This is a genomic window from Methanoplanus endosymbiosus (genome assembly GCF_024662215.1).
Lineage (GTDB): Archaea > Halobacteriota > Methanomicrobia > Methanomicrobiales > Methanomicrobiaceae > Methanoplanus > Methanoplanus endosymbiosus.
In genome coordinates this window covers 819,508-834,606 of sequence record NZ_CP096115.1, presented here as the reverse complement: position 1 = coordinate 834,606, position 15,099 = coordinate 819,508, and the positions used below count along the sequence as shown (strand labels likewise).

The window sequence follows — 15,099 nt, the reverse complement described above, 5'->3', positions numbered from 1 at the left end:
TTGACTGATGATCAGAAGTGGCTGAATAAAATACAGCAGATGTTCTGGATTGTACTTAATGATAATGAGGATCTATCAGAGGATTATATCCGGAAATATATCGATTCTAATTTTCAGAGCTTTCTGGGTTTTGTAAATCCCGGATTTTCTGGTGATAAAGAAGAAATAAAGGAATTACTTATGAATTCCCTTATTAATTCCCTGCTTACTACCGTTGCAGGAGACATAAATTCTGTTGATTTTAATGAGGATCACATTCCCTGGCTGGAAAACAGAAAATCTGAGATTAAATTTGATTTCTGGGACCGATATGCTCAGTACCTTTCTCTTGGAAAAAACTGGAGTCAGAGTCTTATCAGAAGTCTTGACTATTCAACTGATCTCATTCTTGGAAAAATAGAGGATCCTGAAAGGGATGGCCAGTGGGACAGGCGTGGAATGGTTGTTGGTGATGTCCAGTCCGGTAAAACAGCAAATTACATAGGTCTGATTAATAAAGCTCTCGATTCCGGTTATAAATTGATTATCATTCTTGCCGGCATGCACAACAGTCTCAGAAGTCAGACCCAGATCAGGGTTAATGAGGGTGTTCTTGGTTTTGACACACCTCCTGATAAATCATTGATTGAAGGGCGTTTTGCCCATAAAACCGGTGTTGGTAAACTTGATGATTTTAGGGAACATAAGGCAGCAACGCTTACTTCTTCAGTTGAAAACGGAGATTTCAGCCTGAAAGTTGCAGGTCAGGCAGGAATTTATCCCGGACAGATCCCACTGGTGCTTGTAGTAAAAAAGAATTATTCAGTATTAAGGAATATACTCCGGTGGACTGAATCTACTGCCTGGGCTAAGGATACGGAACAGGGAAAATACATTGAAAATGTCCCGTTTCTGATGATAGATGATGAGGCCGACAATGCATCAGTTAATACAAATTCAATATATGACAGGTCTGGGAATGTCAATACTGATTCTGACATAACACGCATTAACGGTCTTATCAGGGAAATACTTACCAAATATGAAAAATCTGCATATATAGGTTATACAGCAACTCCGTTTGCCAATATATTCATAGATCCTGAAAGTGAATCGGGAATCTGCGGTCAGGATCTGTTCCCAAGAAGTTTTATTGTGTCTCTCCCTTCATCTTCCGGCTATATCGGTCCGGATAAAATATTCGGACTTAATTCAGCTCCGGAAATAAATGTTGAAAAAACAGAAGGACTTCCTCTTGTGATAAATATCAGTGACTATGGAGATTATATTCCCGACAGGCATAACAAATATCTCAAAATTGATGAACTGCCGCCCTCCCTGAAAAAATCAGTCCGTTATTTTATACTTGCATCTGCTGCCCGTGAGGTTAGAGGCCAGAAAAATACCCATAATTCCATGCTGGTTCATGTAACAAGATTTGTTGATGTACAGAATCAGGTTGCTGAACTGCTTCTGAAGGAACTTGAAATCATACGTCATCGTCTGAAGTACGGAGAAGGAAAAAGCAGCCTGGACATTCGTGATGAATTCAGAAAGCTCTGGGAAGATAATTTTGTTCCGGTTTCAGCCTTTATTGCTGAGTCTGATGAAATTGACGATAGTGCAGTCGGTGTCAGCAGATGGGATGATGTTGAAAAACATCTCCTAAAATATGCATTTAAAACACAGGTAATAACTGCGAATGGCTCCTCAAAAGAAGCACTTGAATACCGCAGCCACAGGGAAAGTGGTCTTAGTGCAATTGTAGTCGGTGGAGACAAGCTCTCAAGGGGTCTGACTCTTGAAGGTCTCACTGTCAGTTATTTTCTCCGTGCTTCAAGGATGTATGATACGCTTATGCAGATGGGCAGATGGTTTGGTTTTCATCCCGGTTATCCGGATCTGTGCAGAATATTTACAACTCCGGAGCTTTCAGACTGGTACAGCCACATTGCACTGGCAAATATGGAACTCAGAGAAGAACTAAGACACATGGCAGACCGTGGAATGACACCACAGGAGTATGGTCTTCGTGTAAGAAATCATCCGGATACTCTGATAATTACAAGTCTGAACAAAATGAGGGCAGGAGAAACTGTCAGAGTTTCCTATTCAGGAACAATAAGTGAATCTGTTGTATATCATAATGACAGAGGCATAATTCAGAAAAATAACGCAATATATTCAGAATTTCTCAGAAAACTTGAAACACCGTCTAAGTATGAGGGGAAAAAGGAATATTATAAATGGACTGCTGTACCCGGAGAATCTGTAGCTGGACTTTTTAGTGATATTGAAACACATGAGGACTCTTTTAAAGCAGATTCACATCTTCTTGAAAATTATATCCGGAATGCACTGAGAAGAGATGAACTCAGGGAATGGACTGTAATACTGCTCTCAGGGGGTAGTTCCGGTAAAAGGGAAAGGGTAAATGCTGGCGGGTATGATGTCAGCTGTATAATAAGAAGTCTTTCAGGAAGTATCGAAGGAGAGGGAGGTAAATTTTCGATAAAAAGGCTTGTAAGCCCAAGAGACGAGTGGCTTGATTTTGACAGGGAAATGCAGGACCGGATTATGAAGGAAACACTTAATGAATATGAAATATCAAAGGAAAAAAGCAGAAGAAAAAAACCGCCATCGAATCCTTCAGGTATAATTATCAGGGAAAACAGGTCTGAAAAAAACGGACTTTTACTTCTGTACCCTCTTGATCTCAGGGAAAAATCCAGTGATGGCAGTAACATTTCCGGAAGGGGTGAAACAGTTATAAAAACAGTTGGTTTTGCAGTTAGTTTTCCAAAAAGCAGGTATTGTGATGTTGTAGAATATCGGGTGAACCGGATATTCAGCAATAATGAGGCTGTATAAGTATGGATATTATTCATCTGAGTGCCGGTAACAGTTCCGGGATAAGAGATTTTACCGTGGTGACCGAATGAAAGCTGAGGAAAAAGAATTCCGAAGGTTTTACAGTGATTTCAGAAATGATATATACAGGAAAGCTTCGGAAGAAGAAGTTCCACTTGAAGATTCATTTACTGATACAGTTCTTCTGAACTTTGAAGATACTGAGATTATTGAGGGTTACTTTTTAAGCCCTCACCGGAAAAAACAACTTGGAATTAAGGTCAATGCCTATAATTTTTCATATACAGGTGACGAAAGGGATACCCTTGAGCTTTTTGTAAGCGCTTATAAGGGTCATCAGGACATAACGACACTTCCAAAAACGGAAATTGATGCCTATTTTAAAAGACTGCAGAATTTCCTTAAAAGGTGTTTTGAGGGTTATTATGTTAACCTTGAAGAAGCTCAGCCGGTATATGATCTTGCTATTCAGTTGTATGAATCCCGTGGGATAATAAGAAAAATCAGATTTTTCATTCTCTCGGATTCAACAGTAAAAACAGAAAAAATTCCGGATCATGAAGAAAACGAAATTACTTACCAGTATAATGTCTGGGATATCAAAAGAATATACGGGCTTATCAGTTCGGGGATCAGAAGTGAACCGATTGAAATTGATTTTTATCAGGATACAGGGAAGATGCTTCCATTTCTCTGCCCTGATGATGATAATCCGGTGTACACTTCCTATCAGTTAATTATGCCCGGTGATACTCTTGTAAAAATATATGATACTTATGGTCCGAGAGTTCTTGAAAGAAATGTAAGATCTTTTCTGCAGGTCAGAGGTAAAGTAAACAAGGGAATAAAGGATACCATACTGGAAAACCCTGAAATGTTTCTTGCGTATAACAATGGCCTGTCCGCAACAGCTGAGGACGTTACTGTAACTGAATATGAAGGACAGAAATGTATTTCCAGAATTAAAAATTTCCAGATTGTTAACGGAGCACAGACCACAGCAACGATACATTATACCTGCAATAAATTTAAAGATGAAGTTGATCTCTCATTCCTTCATGTTCCGGTAAAACTTACAGTTCTCCACAATACAGAGGATCTGGATGAATTTGTCCCTGAAATTTCCAGGTGTGCAAATACACAGAATAAAATTGATGCTGCTGACTTTTCATCCAACAATCCGTTTCTTGTAGAACTTGATTCAGTCTCAAAGAGGATCAGGGCCCCTGCAGTCGGTGGTAGTCAGATGGAAACCTACTGGTACTTTGAAAGGGTACGCGGTCAGTATGATGACAGAAGAAACCGGGAAGGGACAACACCAGCCAGGAAAAAGATATTTGACCGCCAATATCCCAAGACTCAGAAATTTACCAAGCCCGATATAGCAATATTTGAACACCTCTATGAATGCAGGCCATATGATGTCAGCCTTGGAAGACAGAAGAACTACATCAGATTTCTGGACCGAATAAAGGAGAAAGATAATATTCTTCCGCCTGATGAAGAATACTTCCGTGATCTCGTTGCAAAAGCAGTTATCCACCGGCAGACATATTCCATTGTCAGAAAGGAACTGAAAGGAAGTGGTTACTGGGCAAATATCGTAGCGTATACTGTATCACTTCTTTTCAGCCTCACCGGGCATAAAATCAATCTCAGAAAAATATGGAATGAACAGGATCTCCGTCCGGAACTTAAAGATGAATTGTCAGAATTAATCCATGAGGTCAGGGAAGTAATTACAAATCCTCCGGGTGGAAGAAATGTTACAGAGTGGTGTAAAAAAGAAGAATGCTGGCAGGTCCTTCTGAAATCCGGAATTACATTAAGTCATGATCTTTCTGATGCTCTGGTTTCTGATTCTACTGAAGAGAATGAAAGGGATGATTATGGGAAATATGACTATATTTTGTCTCTTCCTCCGGAAATATGGTCAGTAATTGCTGACTGGTCCCGTGAAAAAGGTTATCTGATGCCTGAAGAAAGAAACACAGCAGGTATTATGAGGACAGCCGGACGTAAAAACAGGAAACCATCTGAAAAGGAACTTGAAAATGCAGTTTCTGTAATAAAAAAAGCAGAATTTAATGGGTTTGATGTTGACAGGATGATCCGGGAATTAACTCCTGAAAGTCCGGATATGAGTGAAGAACCGGATATTTCAGATGAAGTTAACTCGTCTTTAAATTCTCAGAAAAATCCTTCACCGGAGTTTACAGATACTGAAAAAGCAATTTTGTTTATTCTGCATAATAACCGTGGTTCAGCATCCCTGAAAACAGTATCCTATGAACTCCAGTATATGAGCCATAATGATGAATCAGGGATGTTTAAGGGAATTCCTGTTAGTGTGAGGGAAATAAAAAAAGAATTCTTGAGGGGTAAACTCGATCTGATCAGGAAAGGTTTTATTGAGAAAAAAATGACTGCCGGCAAATTATCTCTCTCTAAAGATGGAAAGGAATACTGTCAGTCCCAGGCAGAAGAAGGTGATTCAGTTTCCGGAACTGCTTAGTCATTACAATTTCCACCTGGAAAGGAAGTGACCCGGGATAAGAAAATCTTATCCACAAAAGGGGCGTAATTAATAACGAAAGTGAAAGAGAAATATACAGGCATTGATTTATTTTCAGGTGCGGGCGGTCTTACCGAAGGTTTTATTCGGCATTCCTTTGATTTTGTGGCTCATGTTGAAATGAATGAATATGCCACACAGACTCTTGATACAAGGATTAGGTATCATAAATTATGCAATAATGGGAAAAAAGATTTCTATTACAGATATTTTTCCGGTGAAATAACCCGTGAAGATTTCATTGCCGGCAGTCAGGATTATTTTCCTGAGGGCACCGGAATTTATCATTGTGAAATATCTCCGGAAACTGAATCAGATCTCATAAATTCGATAAAAAAACGACTGGATAGTACAGGTAAGGAATCCGTTGATGTTATTATCGGTGGTCCTCCATGTCAGGCATATTCCCTTGCAGGAAGGGGCCGTTCAAAAGATGGTATGGTGAATGATCCAAGGAATCTGTTATATCTCTATTATCTGAAGGCGATTGAAACATTTAAACCAAAAATATTTGTCTTTGAAAATGTTCCCGGAATTATAAGTTCATTAAATGGGAAAGTTTTTGAGGATTTTAACGAAAAGATTGGTAAACTGGGGTATTGTGGAGACCCCAATGCACGAATACTCAACGCTGCTGATTTTGGTGTACTCCAGAACAGGAAAAGAATAATATATATCGGCTGGAAAAAAGAGCTTGATTTTGAATATCCTGATTTTCAGCAGAATAAATCAGAATATAATACCGGAGATCTTTTTAATGATCTTCCGCCTCTCTATCCCGGAGAAGGCAGTAATGATCCTCAGAAATATTTAACCAAAAGATCTTCCGGCTATCTAAAAGAGAAAGGTCTCAGAACTGATGAGCCTGTTGTTAGAAATCATATAGCAAGGAATCATAATGAAAGGGACAGGGAAATTTACCGGAAAGTAATCAGCAAGTGGGAATCCGGGAGAGAGAGACTTCATTATGATGAACTGCCTGAAGAATTAAAAACCCATAAAAAAAGAAAGGTTTTCACAGACCGTTTTAAGGTAATTGATAAGGAAGGGCTTTCACATGCGGTCCTGGCACATCTTGCAAAAGACGGCCATTATTTCATTTATCCGGATATAAAATATGCCAGATCAATTACAGTCAGGGAAGCAGCAAGAATTCAGTCCTTCCCTGATAATTATCTCTTTGAGGGGCCGAGGACAGCACAGTACGTTCAGATTGGCAATGCAGTGCCTCCGCTTATGGCATCCGGAATAGCAAAAGAGATTGAGAAAGGATTAAACAGAAACTAATCGGATATTTCTAATATCTCTTTAATTTTCCTGACAACGCCTTCCGGATCTTTTTTTACCTCATGTTCCCAGAATCTCAGTACAGTCCAGCCATCATCTGAAAGTTTTTTATTTATCTCCTTATCTCTCAGAACATTCTTATTGATTTTTTCGAGCCAGAAATCAGTGTTTGTTTTGGGAATACTGAAGCATTCAGGACATTTGTGCCAGAAACATCCGTCTATAAAAATTACAACTCTTTTTTTTATGTAAACAATATCCGGTTTTCCCGGCAGAGTATAATGTATCCGGTATCCCCTTAGTCCTTCTTTACAGAGAAGGCGGCGGATTATCATCTCAGGTTTTGTATTTTTGCCACGGATTCGGGACATATTGTAATGACGCTGTTTCGGTGTGTGAACATCAGACATCTCTCCGGAATATTTTGTAATCTTTTATATTGAAATGAACGGTTGCTTACAGTAAATATCTAATTCATTGTCTATGCAACTGTTGCATGTGCAACATTTATTGCTGAAAGGAATCAATGTTATACAGAAAAAATATCAAAAAGGACAATCCAGTCAATGAGCAGGAAAAATGTAGATGAAAATAACGGTAATGCCTCAGAAATGCCAAAAAAATGCTTAAATGGTGACATTCCTCAGGGCATGCCACTCGCCGGGCTTGTATCAGTTATCCACCGCATGTATGGAATTTATGTAAACTCAAATAAACCATCGGAAGAACTGACAGCCGGACAGTTTCCTTTTATCATGAGGCTGTCATTTGAACCGGGCCGCACACAGGACGAACTTGCGGAGTGTTTTCTCATAGACAAAGGAACGGTAGCAAGGGCGGTCCGGAAGCTGGAGGATAATGGAATTATTACACGAAGACAGGACCCGGAAAACCGCCGGAAATATCACTTATACCTGACAGAGAAGGGTCGGAGAATCGTTCCTGAGATCATGGCCCTGGACCGGAGATGGGAAGAGGAGCTGCTCTTTGGTTTCTCCACAGAGGAAAAAGAGCATATAACCGGGGCATTTCGCATAATTGCCGAAAAAAGCCATAAATATGCAAGATCTCATGATAAGGAAGAGATTTCGGGATAAAAAGGCATTAAAGGTAAAATCAGAAAAATGAGAGAAAATAATTCAGACATGGCCCAAAAAACGGAAGGCGTTGATATAATCACAGGCGATCCCAAACGTGCGGTCATAAAAATGGCAGTTCCAATGGTAATTGCAATGCTTCTTATGAGTGCCTACAACCTCATAGATGCAGTCTGGGTTGCAGGACTTGGCGGGGATGCAATTGCTGCGATTGGATTTATAACTCCTTTCTTCATGTTAATAATTGGCTTAATGAACGGACTTGGTGCAGGTGCAACATCAGCGATATCCCGCAGAATCGGAGCAGGAGACAAACCGGGTGCAGAAAACAGTGCAATGCACTCGGTAATCATCTGCGTAATTGTCTCTGTCATAATGACGGTAATCTTCGTTCCCTTCCTCCGTCCCTTAATGGAACTCTCCGGTGCAGGAGCAACAACCGGACTGGCACTCGAATACGGACAGGTTGTATTTGCCGGAATTATATTCATGCTCTTCTCAGGGGTAGGTTCCGGAATACTCAGAGGAGAAGGTGATGCAAAAAGAACAATGTACTTAATGGCGGTATCTGCCATAATGAACGCCGTTCTTGACCCGATATTCATATACACTCTGGATATGGGCATAGCCGGAGCAGCATGGGCAACAGTCATATCAAACGTATTCGTCTGTATAATCCTCTGCCACTGGCTGTTTATAAAGAAGGATACATACCTCACATTTGAGAAAAGTTCATACAGACCGGACAGAAAAGTGGTCAGAGATATTCTCGGAGTCGGCCTGCCTGCAAGTGCAGAGATGTTTTTAATCTCAATGCTTGTCATAATACTCAACGGAATCTTTGTAATCGTAGCAGGAACAGATGCAGTTGCGGTGTACACCTCCGGGTGGCGTGTGGTAATGATTGCACTTGTGCCGCTTATGGGAATTGCAACAGCACTTGTCACAGTCGCCGGAGCGGCATTCGGGGCAGAGCAGTTTGGTAAAATGGCAGTATCACATACATACTCAATGAAACTCGGCATGGTAATCGCCATTATAATGAGTATTGCAACTTTCATATTCGCACCGGCAATCTCGGCAGTATTCACCTACTCACCTGAGAGTGCCTATCTTGCACCCTCAATAACGGCATTTCTAAGGGTAATGTGCATGTTCTACCTGGCAGTCCCTGTCGGCATGATGTCAACGGCACTTTTCCAGGCAGTCGGAAAGGGAATGACATCCTTTGTCTTAACCTTCATCAGAGAAATAGTTCTTATTGCAGTCTTTGCATGGATATTTGCCGTCACATTCGGCTGGGGTGAAGCAGGTGTCTGGTGGGGCATTGTTGCCGGAAATATTGTTGGCAGTATAATCACATACATCTGGGCAAAGTACTACATCAGCAGGCTGCTTGTTAAAGAAATTACGGACATTTCCCGCCCGGCAGAGGGTGCAGTATAATTCCGGCAGGAAATCTCCCGGCATAATGCTCATTCCTTTTTTTTATAACAGCAGTATCTTTCACCTGATCAAAAAACCCGTTTTGCCGGGCATAACCGGAATATTAAGTCTGTTCTGCCGGATTACCTGATGGATTTTTATATATCCGGCTATTCCTGTGCATAAGATGGTTTTAAATATTATCAGGTGCAATACCTCGCAACCCATAACGTGGGGGGATAAATTATGCCAGAGATGGAATCAGTTAAAAAAATGAGTGAAACGAGGAGAAACTTCCTCAGTCAGGCTAATACCCGGATGAAGGAAGTCCGTGGGATGGAAAAGGACATCAGAAGGAGAATGAAGACAGCACCAAAGGATACATGCTCAGAACTTGAGACATGGTTTGAAAACCTTGAAAGCCATCTCAGCCAGGCCAGTGTTGAGATCGAAATGATCGAAAATTCAACTGAAGATATGTGGGCTGAGAGGCGTGAGAGGGTGGATACATTCCTCGGTGAGGCAGAGAGGGAGCTTGAGACTGGCTATGAGATCCTGGAGCGTCCTGTCTGATCAACAAATGCCATCCGGAATAATATCTTAATATGAAAATGTGGTGAAAGCCTCATAATTTCGTGAATATGCCTGATATGAATACAGGCATAAACCGGCAGATTAGAAAGTCTGCCGGTAATCATCTTATTTTTCCGGTCCGGAATATTACCCTCCCGGTATTATTTTTACGGTCCGGACTCTATTATATCTGACAGTTACCACTTTCTCATCAGGTCACTGATATTTATCTCCGGATTTTTGTATCTCGGCTTCTTCTTTGTGGAATTTTTGTACTGTATGGCCATCTTCGGGCAGAGGTGCAGGCAGGCAAAGCAGAATTCACAGTTGTTATGCCAGACCGGTTTTTGGTCTTCTATTGTGATGTTTTCAACCGGACAGACCTTTGCGCATGTCCCGCAGCCGTTGCAGTTCTCATCTGCATGGAATTTCTTATCCTTAACGTGCCCTTTTCTTATGAGATCGCCGTACATGAATTTTGTGACCAGGTCTGCAATTATTCCTGATTCCGGAATCCTCTTCTTTCTGCCGGCTATATCTCCGGCAACGATATTAAGCTCAGATTCAGCGGACTTCATAAGACTGTCAAGTTTCTCACCGGAAGGCGGAGTAAATATGGGTAGATAATTATCTGCCATTTTAATCTTATTGACATAGTCCGGAGCCCTTCCTGCGTCTTTTAACTGATCATAGATCAGATCTTCAGCAGATGCGGTATATGCACCATATGTCAGAATTATGAAGATATAATCCGGAAGTGTAAGGTCGGCTTTCTCTATGAATTCAGAGACAATCAGAGGTATTCCGCCCTGGTACACCGGACAGACTATCCCGGCAGCACCTTTCGGGCATTTAACCGGATTTTTTGATCTCATCACCTCTGCTATCGGAATTAACTCTGCTTCGCCCCTGCATAAATCAGTGCTCTGGCCGGTCTTCTCCGAAAGCTGTTCTGCAAGGCCCTTTGAAACCCACAGACTGTTTCCGGTTCCTGTGAAATAATAGACTGTTGTTTTCATATTTTATAGTCCTGAGATCTCTTCTAAGATATAGGCAGCATCCACGAAATCTCTCAATATTACTTTGCCCGCCCTTTGTCAGAGGTTTTTGCGGTTGAAATGTATCTGATTGATCTGTGATACTGTTATATTTATAGGTATTCTCAAATAGTCCTTTCAGGCGGACTTATTGTAATGAAAGATTTAGGTCTTCAGTCTGATATTCACTTTTATGAATAACTCTTATCGCCGTTCCCGTATGGAATTACCAAAAATCTCTCCGCATCTTTTACAATATCAGGGGTAAATCCGGCAGGTGAGATTGTGGTCGTTTCGATGTATATATAGCCGGAATTCATATATTCCAAATCCCCTGTGAATGCAACCCCGACTGCCGTATGCCGGACTTTAGGAAACATCAGCATGGAAACATTATATCCTTCACGGGCAAGCATTCCGATTAAAAGGGAACTTTTGCTGTCACAGTCGCCGCCGTAAGCGAGGGTTTCAGCCGGAAATCCGGCCCCGGTGTCCGTAGCATTTCCCCTGTACGGAACTGACTGGACAAATGCAGACATCAGATCGACATATTCTGAGTCTGAAAGATTTTCAGCGGCTTTTATCTCACGCAACGCCGAGGATATTTCAGAGTACATACCGTCCTGTGCCGGGTCGAATATGAATGCTGCATAATATTTCTTCAGAGTATCGGTTATCTCAGATTTCTTAAAGATCTGTGCCTCCTTTCGTGCATTCACCGCTCCTGTAAGGATGTCATTTTCAACCGGAACTGTGACCTGACGGGTTATTCCCCTGAATATGAAACTGTTTGTAATATTTACCGGGGTGTCATCACCTTCAGGAGTTATGGAAGGATAGACATTATCCCTGAGTGAGATTCCGGCCGCTGAAGAGAAGATAAGAAGAAGAGCGACTGCTACAGATATTATTAGCAAAAGGAGAAATCCGGGGCGGATCGCTTTTTTTCTCTTTCCGGCAGTCATGATATATTATTGATTATTCCTTTCAGTTACAATATAAATTATCTTAATGACATATAATTATTGTATGTGACTGAAATGGCCTCTGTTAACTGGTTAAAATGTCAATAAAGGTTCTGAGATTTTCAAAAGCTTCATGTTCAAAATTAAGTATTCCCTCTTTGGCAGCAACTCCGATGTCTTTTATATATTTATGGTTTGATGAAAAATATGTCTGCAAATAGGCTTTGGAATAATTTTTTGGCTTATTTTCTCTGGCATTAAGAATACATTCGTGAAAAGAATCAACGCATTTCATTGCATGATCTCCGGAAAAACTCTCAACTATTAAATCTTCGAGCATACCCGGTTTATCCATAGGATTTATAAGAATTATCCAGGATGGATTTCCTCCGGATAATGTCATCTGTTTTTCCGGCGGGGTAAATTTTAGCTCTTTTAATATTTCAGCTATCTGATTAAATGCAAGTTTGGGATCATTGTCAGCATCCTGCAGGATACCGATTTTTTCAACGGATTTGAATTCACTTGTCATTGACAGTGCCTTTAATTCTCTCTTCAGTTTGTCCTTTCCATGCAGGGGAATTATCTGTATATCGTCCGGAACTATGCAGTCATCCTTTCCGGAATCTGTAATATGTCTGAAAAATTCATTAAAAAAGTGATGTTCATCGCATCCTTCAACAATGAGGAGGTTTCTTTTTGTTATCCGGAGAGACATGAATTACCTGACCTCAAATTCATTCTCAATTGAGATGTCCAGTGATTCAGAGTCATAGTATGTCGGAACAATGATTTCATCGGTTTTATCAAGCCTGATTAAAGAAAAATCATAATCACTGCTGCTCAGTGTTTCATGTGCAGCCTTAATGCACTCCAGGCTGTGTGTAGTTGCAAAAACCTGTACATTATACTTTTTTGAAGCACTGTCAATGACCTCCCAGATTTGATTCATGATTGAGTAATGAAATCCGTTTTCAATTTCATCAATGAAAATACAGGAATTTTCAGCATTAATTATCCGGATTATTATGGTCATTAATTTATTAATCCCTTCGCCAAGAAGAGATATCGGAATCAGTTTTCCAATACCAATATTGGCATGAATTACTGAATTGTTACCCATTGGGATAGTGTTCAGGGCTATAAGTTTGGGTTCAATAATCTGCATTATTGGGATTATCTCTTCAGTTTTAAGATTAATTTCAAGTTCTCCCAGTAATTCAGCATTTTCCTTTGGATTAGTAATTCTTCCTGAAGGAAGGAAATAACTAATATTTGTGGGTTTATATGGTTGCTTTATACTTATTCCACCCGGCCATATCACAATATCATTTACCAGTGCTTTTTTTTTGGGTTCAGAACTTTTTAATTCGAGTGCAGGGTAATACTGATCCATTGCGTTTGATGAATTGGTATGAATCTGATTATATGAGTTATCTTCTTCTTTAATAGCAGCAGGGATGTTTATTCTTCTGCTGGATTTGATTGAAATCTCCAGCATTCTTCTATGGTTATCTGAATAAGTTCCGGAAAGTTCTATTTTCTCGGATGTATTGTAATTATAAAATATCGGATCCCAGGTAGTTTCAGCTGATGAACCTCTGTTCTTCAGTTTAATTATATCATATCCACGAATTGCATTTATTACAGGTACCAGCTCAGGATTCAACACACCGCAGTGTATGAATAATGCTTCAAGTATGGCAGTTTTTCCAACGTTATTCTTCCCTGAAATCAGATTTAAACGTTTTAAATTCTCTATTTTTAATTCTTTAAAGCCTCTGAAATTTTTTATTCCGAATGATTTGTACATCTTTCTGCCCCTTATTTATTTTACAGATTTCCTGTTGATATTTGGCTGTACACAGACTGAATAGTATATTTATCTGTGTGCTATTGTAATACAAATGTGCTGTGAATGATATTGATTTATATATGATTAATAATTATGCTTATTTTGGTCGTAAGATTCTACGATTTTTTCGTAGAATGACAAATTATATTGTCTCTCAGGGCACTGTAATATTCATGCTGATTGAGTACAGTGTCGAAAATTTCCGTTCCATTTCAGATAAAACGACACTTTCCATGCTGACTTCAAAAGAGAGAAGGAAGAAGCATAATCTAATCAAAATAAAAGGCATTCCGGGTATTACAAAATTACTGAAAAGTTCAGTTCTCTATGGTGCCAACGCATCCGGGAAGACAAACCAGATCCGTGCACTTGATCTCATCAAATTTATTGTTTTAACGTCAAAAAACCTCAATAAAGGGGATAAACTTCCTTATTATCCGTTTATGCTTAGCAGTGGGTATGATGAGGAGCCTACATATTTTGAGATAGATTTCATCAGTGGCAAAAAGGAGTACAGGTATTCCTTCTCATACAATGCGAATGAGATTATCTCTGAGGAACTGAGTTATTTCAAAAATAAAAATAAAATCAGGGTTTATTGCCGGAAAAGAGATCAGATTGAGGTGTCTGTGGATGAAGATGAATTAAGGGGGCTATTTAAGCATACCGGAGACAATGTACTCTTTTTGTCAAAGGCAAATAATGAATACAAACCGTTTGGTGAGGTTTTTGAGTGGTTTAATATCAGTCTTCAGTACATCGGACAGACTGCTGCAATCAGGGATGATCTCATCATTGACTACATGAATAAATCAAAAGAAAATAAGAAGAGAGTTTTAAATATTCTTAAAAATGCAGATTTTGATATTGAAGATGTATCCGGTGAAAAGATTAAAATGGAGAGATCGGATATTCCGGATTTCATACTGGATGCCATTGAAAAAGATACAAACAAGCCTTTGAAAGATGGAGAATTTTCAAAAACCGAACTTAAAAGTATTCACAGGAGGGATGACGGCAGCGAATTCATTTCGGAATTTGAAGAATTTGAATCCGCAGGAACCATTGTCTTCTTTAAAATGCTTGGAGTATTCCTTGACGCTCTTGAAGGCCACCAGAGAATTCTTGTGATGGATGAGTTTGATACAAGGCTTCATCCTGATCTTATCATGTACCTGCTCAGGATATTTCATGACGATGAATACAATAAATCCGGTTCACAACTGATCGTAACCACCCATAATACAAGAATGCTTTCACAGGATTTCTTCAGGAGAGAGCAGATCTGGTTTACTGAGAAGAACAAAGAGAACAGGAACACTGAGTTATACTCCCTTTTTGACTATGAAGACCGGGTTGATCGTTCGGTAGAGAAAGCATATCTCTCAGGACGCTATGGAGGACTGCCGGATATCTTTTACGGGAGTATTTAGGG

At 39.9% G+C, this 15,099-nt stretch carries 12 protein-coding genes; 7 read left to right on the top strand and 5 right to left on the bottom strand.

Annotation, left to right across the window (positions count from 1 at the left end; translation table 11 throughout):
- From L6E24_RS03440 to L6E24_RS03430, 3 genes are all read left to right on the top strand, one after another.
- A complete protein-coding gene (locus tag L6E24_RS03440) occupies nucleotides 1-2,850 on the top strand; it encodes a Z1 domain-containing protein (protein WP_257743326.1) in 2,850 nt (949 codons plus the stop codon).
- Between the two features lie 67 nt (nucleotides 2,851-2,917).
- A complete protein-coding gene (locus L6E24_RS03435; RefSeq protein ID WP_257743325.1) occupies nucleotides 2,918-5,365 on the top strand; it encodes an AIPR family protein in 2,448 nt (815 codons plus the stop codon).
- An 81-nt stretch (nucleotides 5,366-5,446) separates the two neighbouring features.
- Complete coding sequence (locus L6E24_RS03430) at nucleotides 5,447-6,712, top strand: DNA cytosine methyltransferase (RefSeq protein ID WP_257743324.1); 1,266 nt, start codon at nucleotides 5,447-5,449, stop codon at nucleotides 6,710-6,712.
- Here the strand turns inward: L6E24_RS03430 and L6E24_RS03425 are convergent.
- A complete protein-coding gene (locus L6E24_RS03425; RefSeq protein WP_257743323.1) occupies nucleotides 6,709-7,122 on the bottom strand; it encodes a very short patch repair endonuclease in 414 nt (137 codons plus the stop codon). The two genes, L6E24_RS03430 and L6E24_RS03425, sit on opposite strands and share 4 nt — an antisense overlap.
- A 156-nt stretch (nucleotides 7,123-7,278) precedes the next feature.
- Between L6E24_RS03425 and L6E24_RS03420 the strand changes: the two genes are divergently transcribed.
- The 3 genes from L6E24_RS03420 to L6E24_RS03410 all read left to right on the top strand — a co-directional run bounded on the left by L6E24_RS03420 (nucleotide 7,279) and on the right by L6E24_RS03410 (nucleotide 9,807).
- Nucleotides 7,279-7,809, top strand: coding sequence for a MarR family winged helix-turn-helix transcriptional regulator (locus tag L6E24_RS03420; RefSeq protein ID WP_257743322.1), 531 nt, complete (start codon nucleotides 7,279-7,281; stop codon nucleotides 7,807-7,809).
- Nucleotides 7,810-7,836: 27 nt separating this feature from the next.
- Nucleotides 7,837-9,255, top strand: a complete 1,419-nt coding sequence (locus L6E24_RS03415) for an MATE family efflux transporter (protein WP_257743321.1) — start codon at nucleotides 7,837-7,839, stop codon at nucleotides 9,253-9,255.
- Nucleotides 9,256-9,480: 225 nt separating this feature from the next.
- Nucleotides 9,481-9,807 (top strand): hypothetical protein, encoded by a 327-nt coding sequence (locus L6E24_RS03410; protein ID WP_257743320.1) that lies wholly within the window; start codon nucleotides 9,481-9,483, stop codon nucleotides 9,805-9,807.
- Nucleotides 9,808-10,004: 197 nt separating this feature from the next.
- On the opposite strand, the gene L6E24_RS03405 is transcribed toward L6E24_RS03410, so the two are convergent.
- The 4 genes from L6E24_RS03405 to L6E24_RS03390 all read right to left on the bottom strand — a co-directional run bounded on the left by L6E24_RS03405 (nucleotide 10,005) and on the right by L6E24_RS03390 (nucleotide 13,622).
- Nucleotides 10,005-10,826 (bottom strand): EFR1 family ferrodoxin, encoded by an 822-nt coding sequence (locus L6E24_RS03405; protein WP_257743319.1) that lies wholly within the window; start codon nucleotides 10,824-10,826, stop codon nucleotides 10,005-10,007.
- Nucleotides 10,827-11,035: 209 nt separating this feature from the next.
- Nucleotides 11,036-11,761, bottom strand: a complete 726-nt coding sequence (locus L6E24_RS03400; protein ID WP_257743318.1) for a hypothetical protein — start codon at nucleotides 11,759-11,761, stop codon at nucleotides 11,036-11,038.
- A 133-nt stretch (nucleotides 11,762-11,894) separates the two neighbouring features.
- A complete protein-coding gene (locus L6E24_RS03395; RefSeq protein ID WP_257743317.1) occupies nucleotides 11,895-12,527 on the bottom strand; it encodes a DUF3226 domain-containing protein in 633 nt (210 codons plus the stop codon).
- A gap of 3 nt (nucleotides 12,528-12,530) precedes the next feature.
- Nucleotides 12,531-13,622: an AAA family ATPase gene (locus tag L6E24_RS03390; RefSeq protein WP_257743316.1), complete on the bottom strand. Its 1,092-nt coding sequence runs from the start codon at nucleotides 13,620-13,622 to the stop codon at nucleotides 12,531-12,533.
- A 176-nt stretch (nucleotides 13,623-13,798) separates the two neighbouring features.
- Here L6E24_RS03390 and L6E24_RS03385 point away from each other — a divergent pair, with 176 nt between their 5' ends.
- Nucleotides 13,799-15,097: an AAA family ATPase gene (locus tag L6E24_RS03385; protein WP_257743315.1), complete on the top strand. Its 1,299-nt coding sequence runs from the start codon at nucleotides 13,799-13,801 to the stop codon at nucleotides 15,095-15,097.
- The last annotated feature ends 2 nt before the right edge of the window (nucleotides 15,098-15,099 follow it).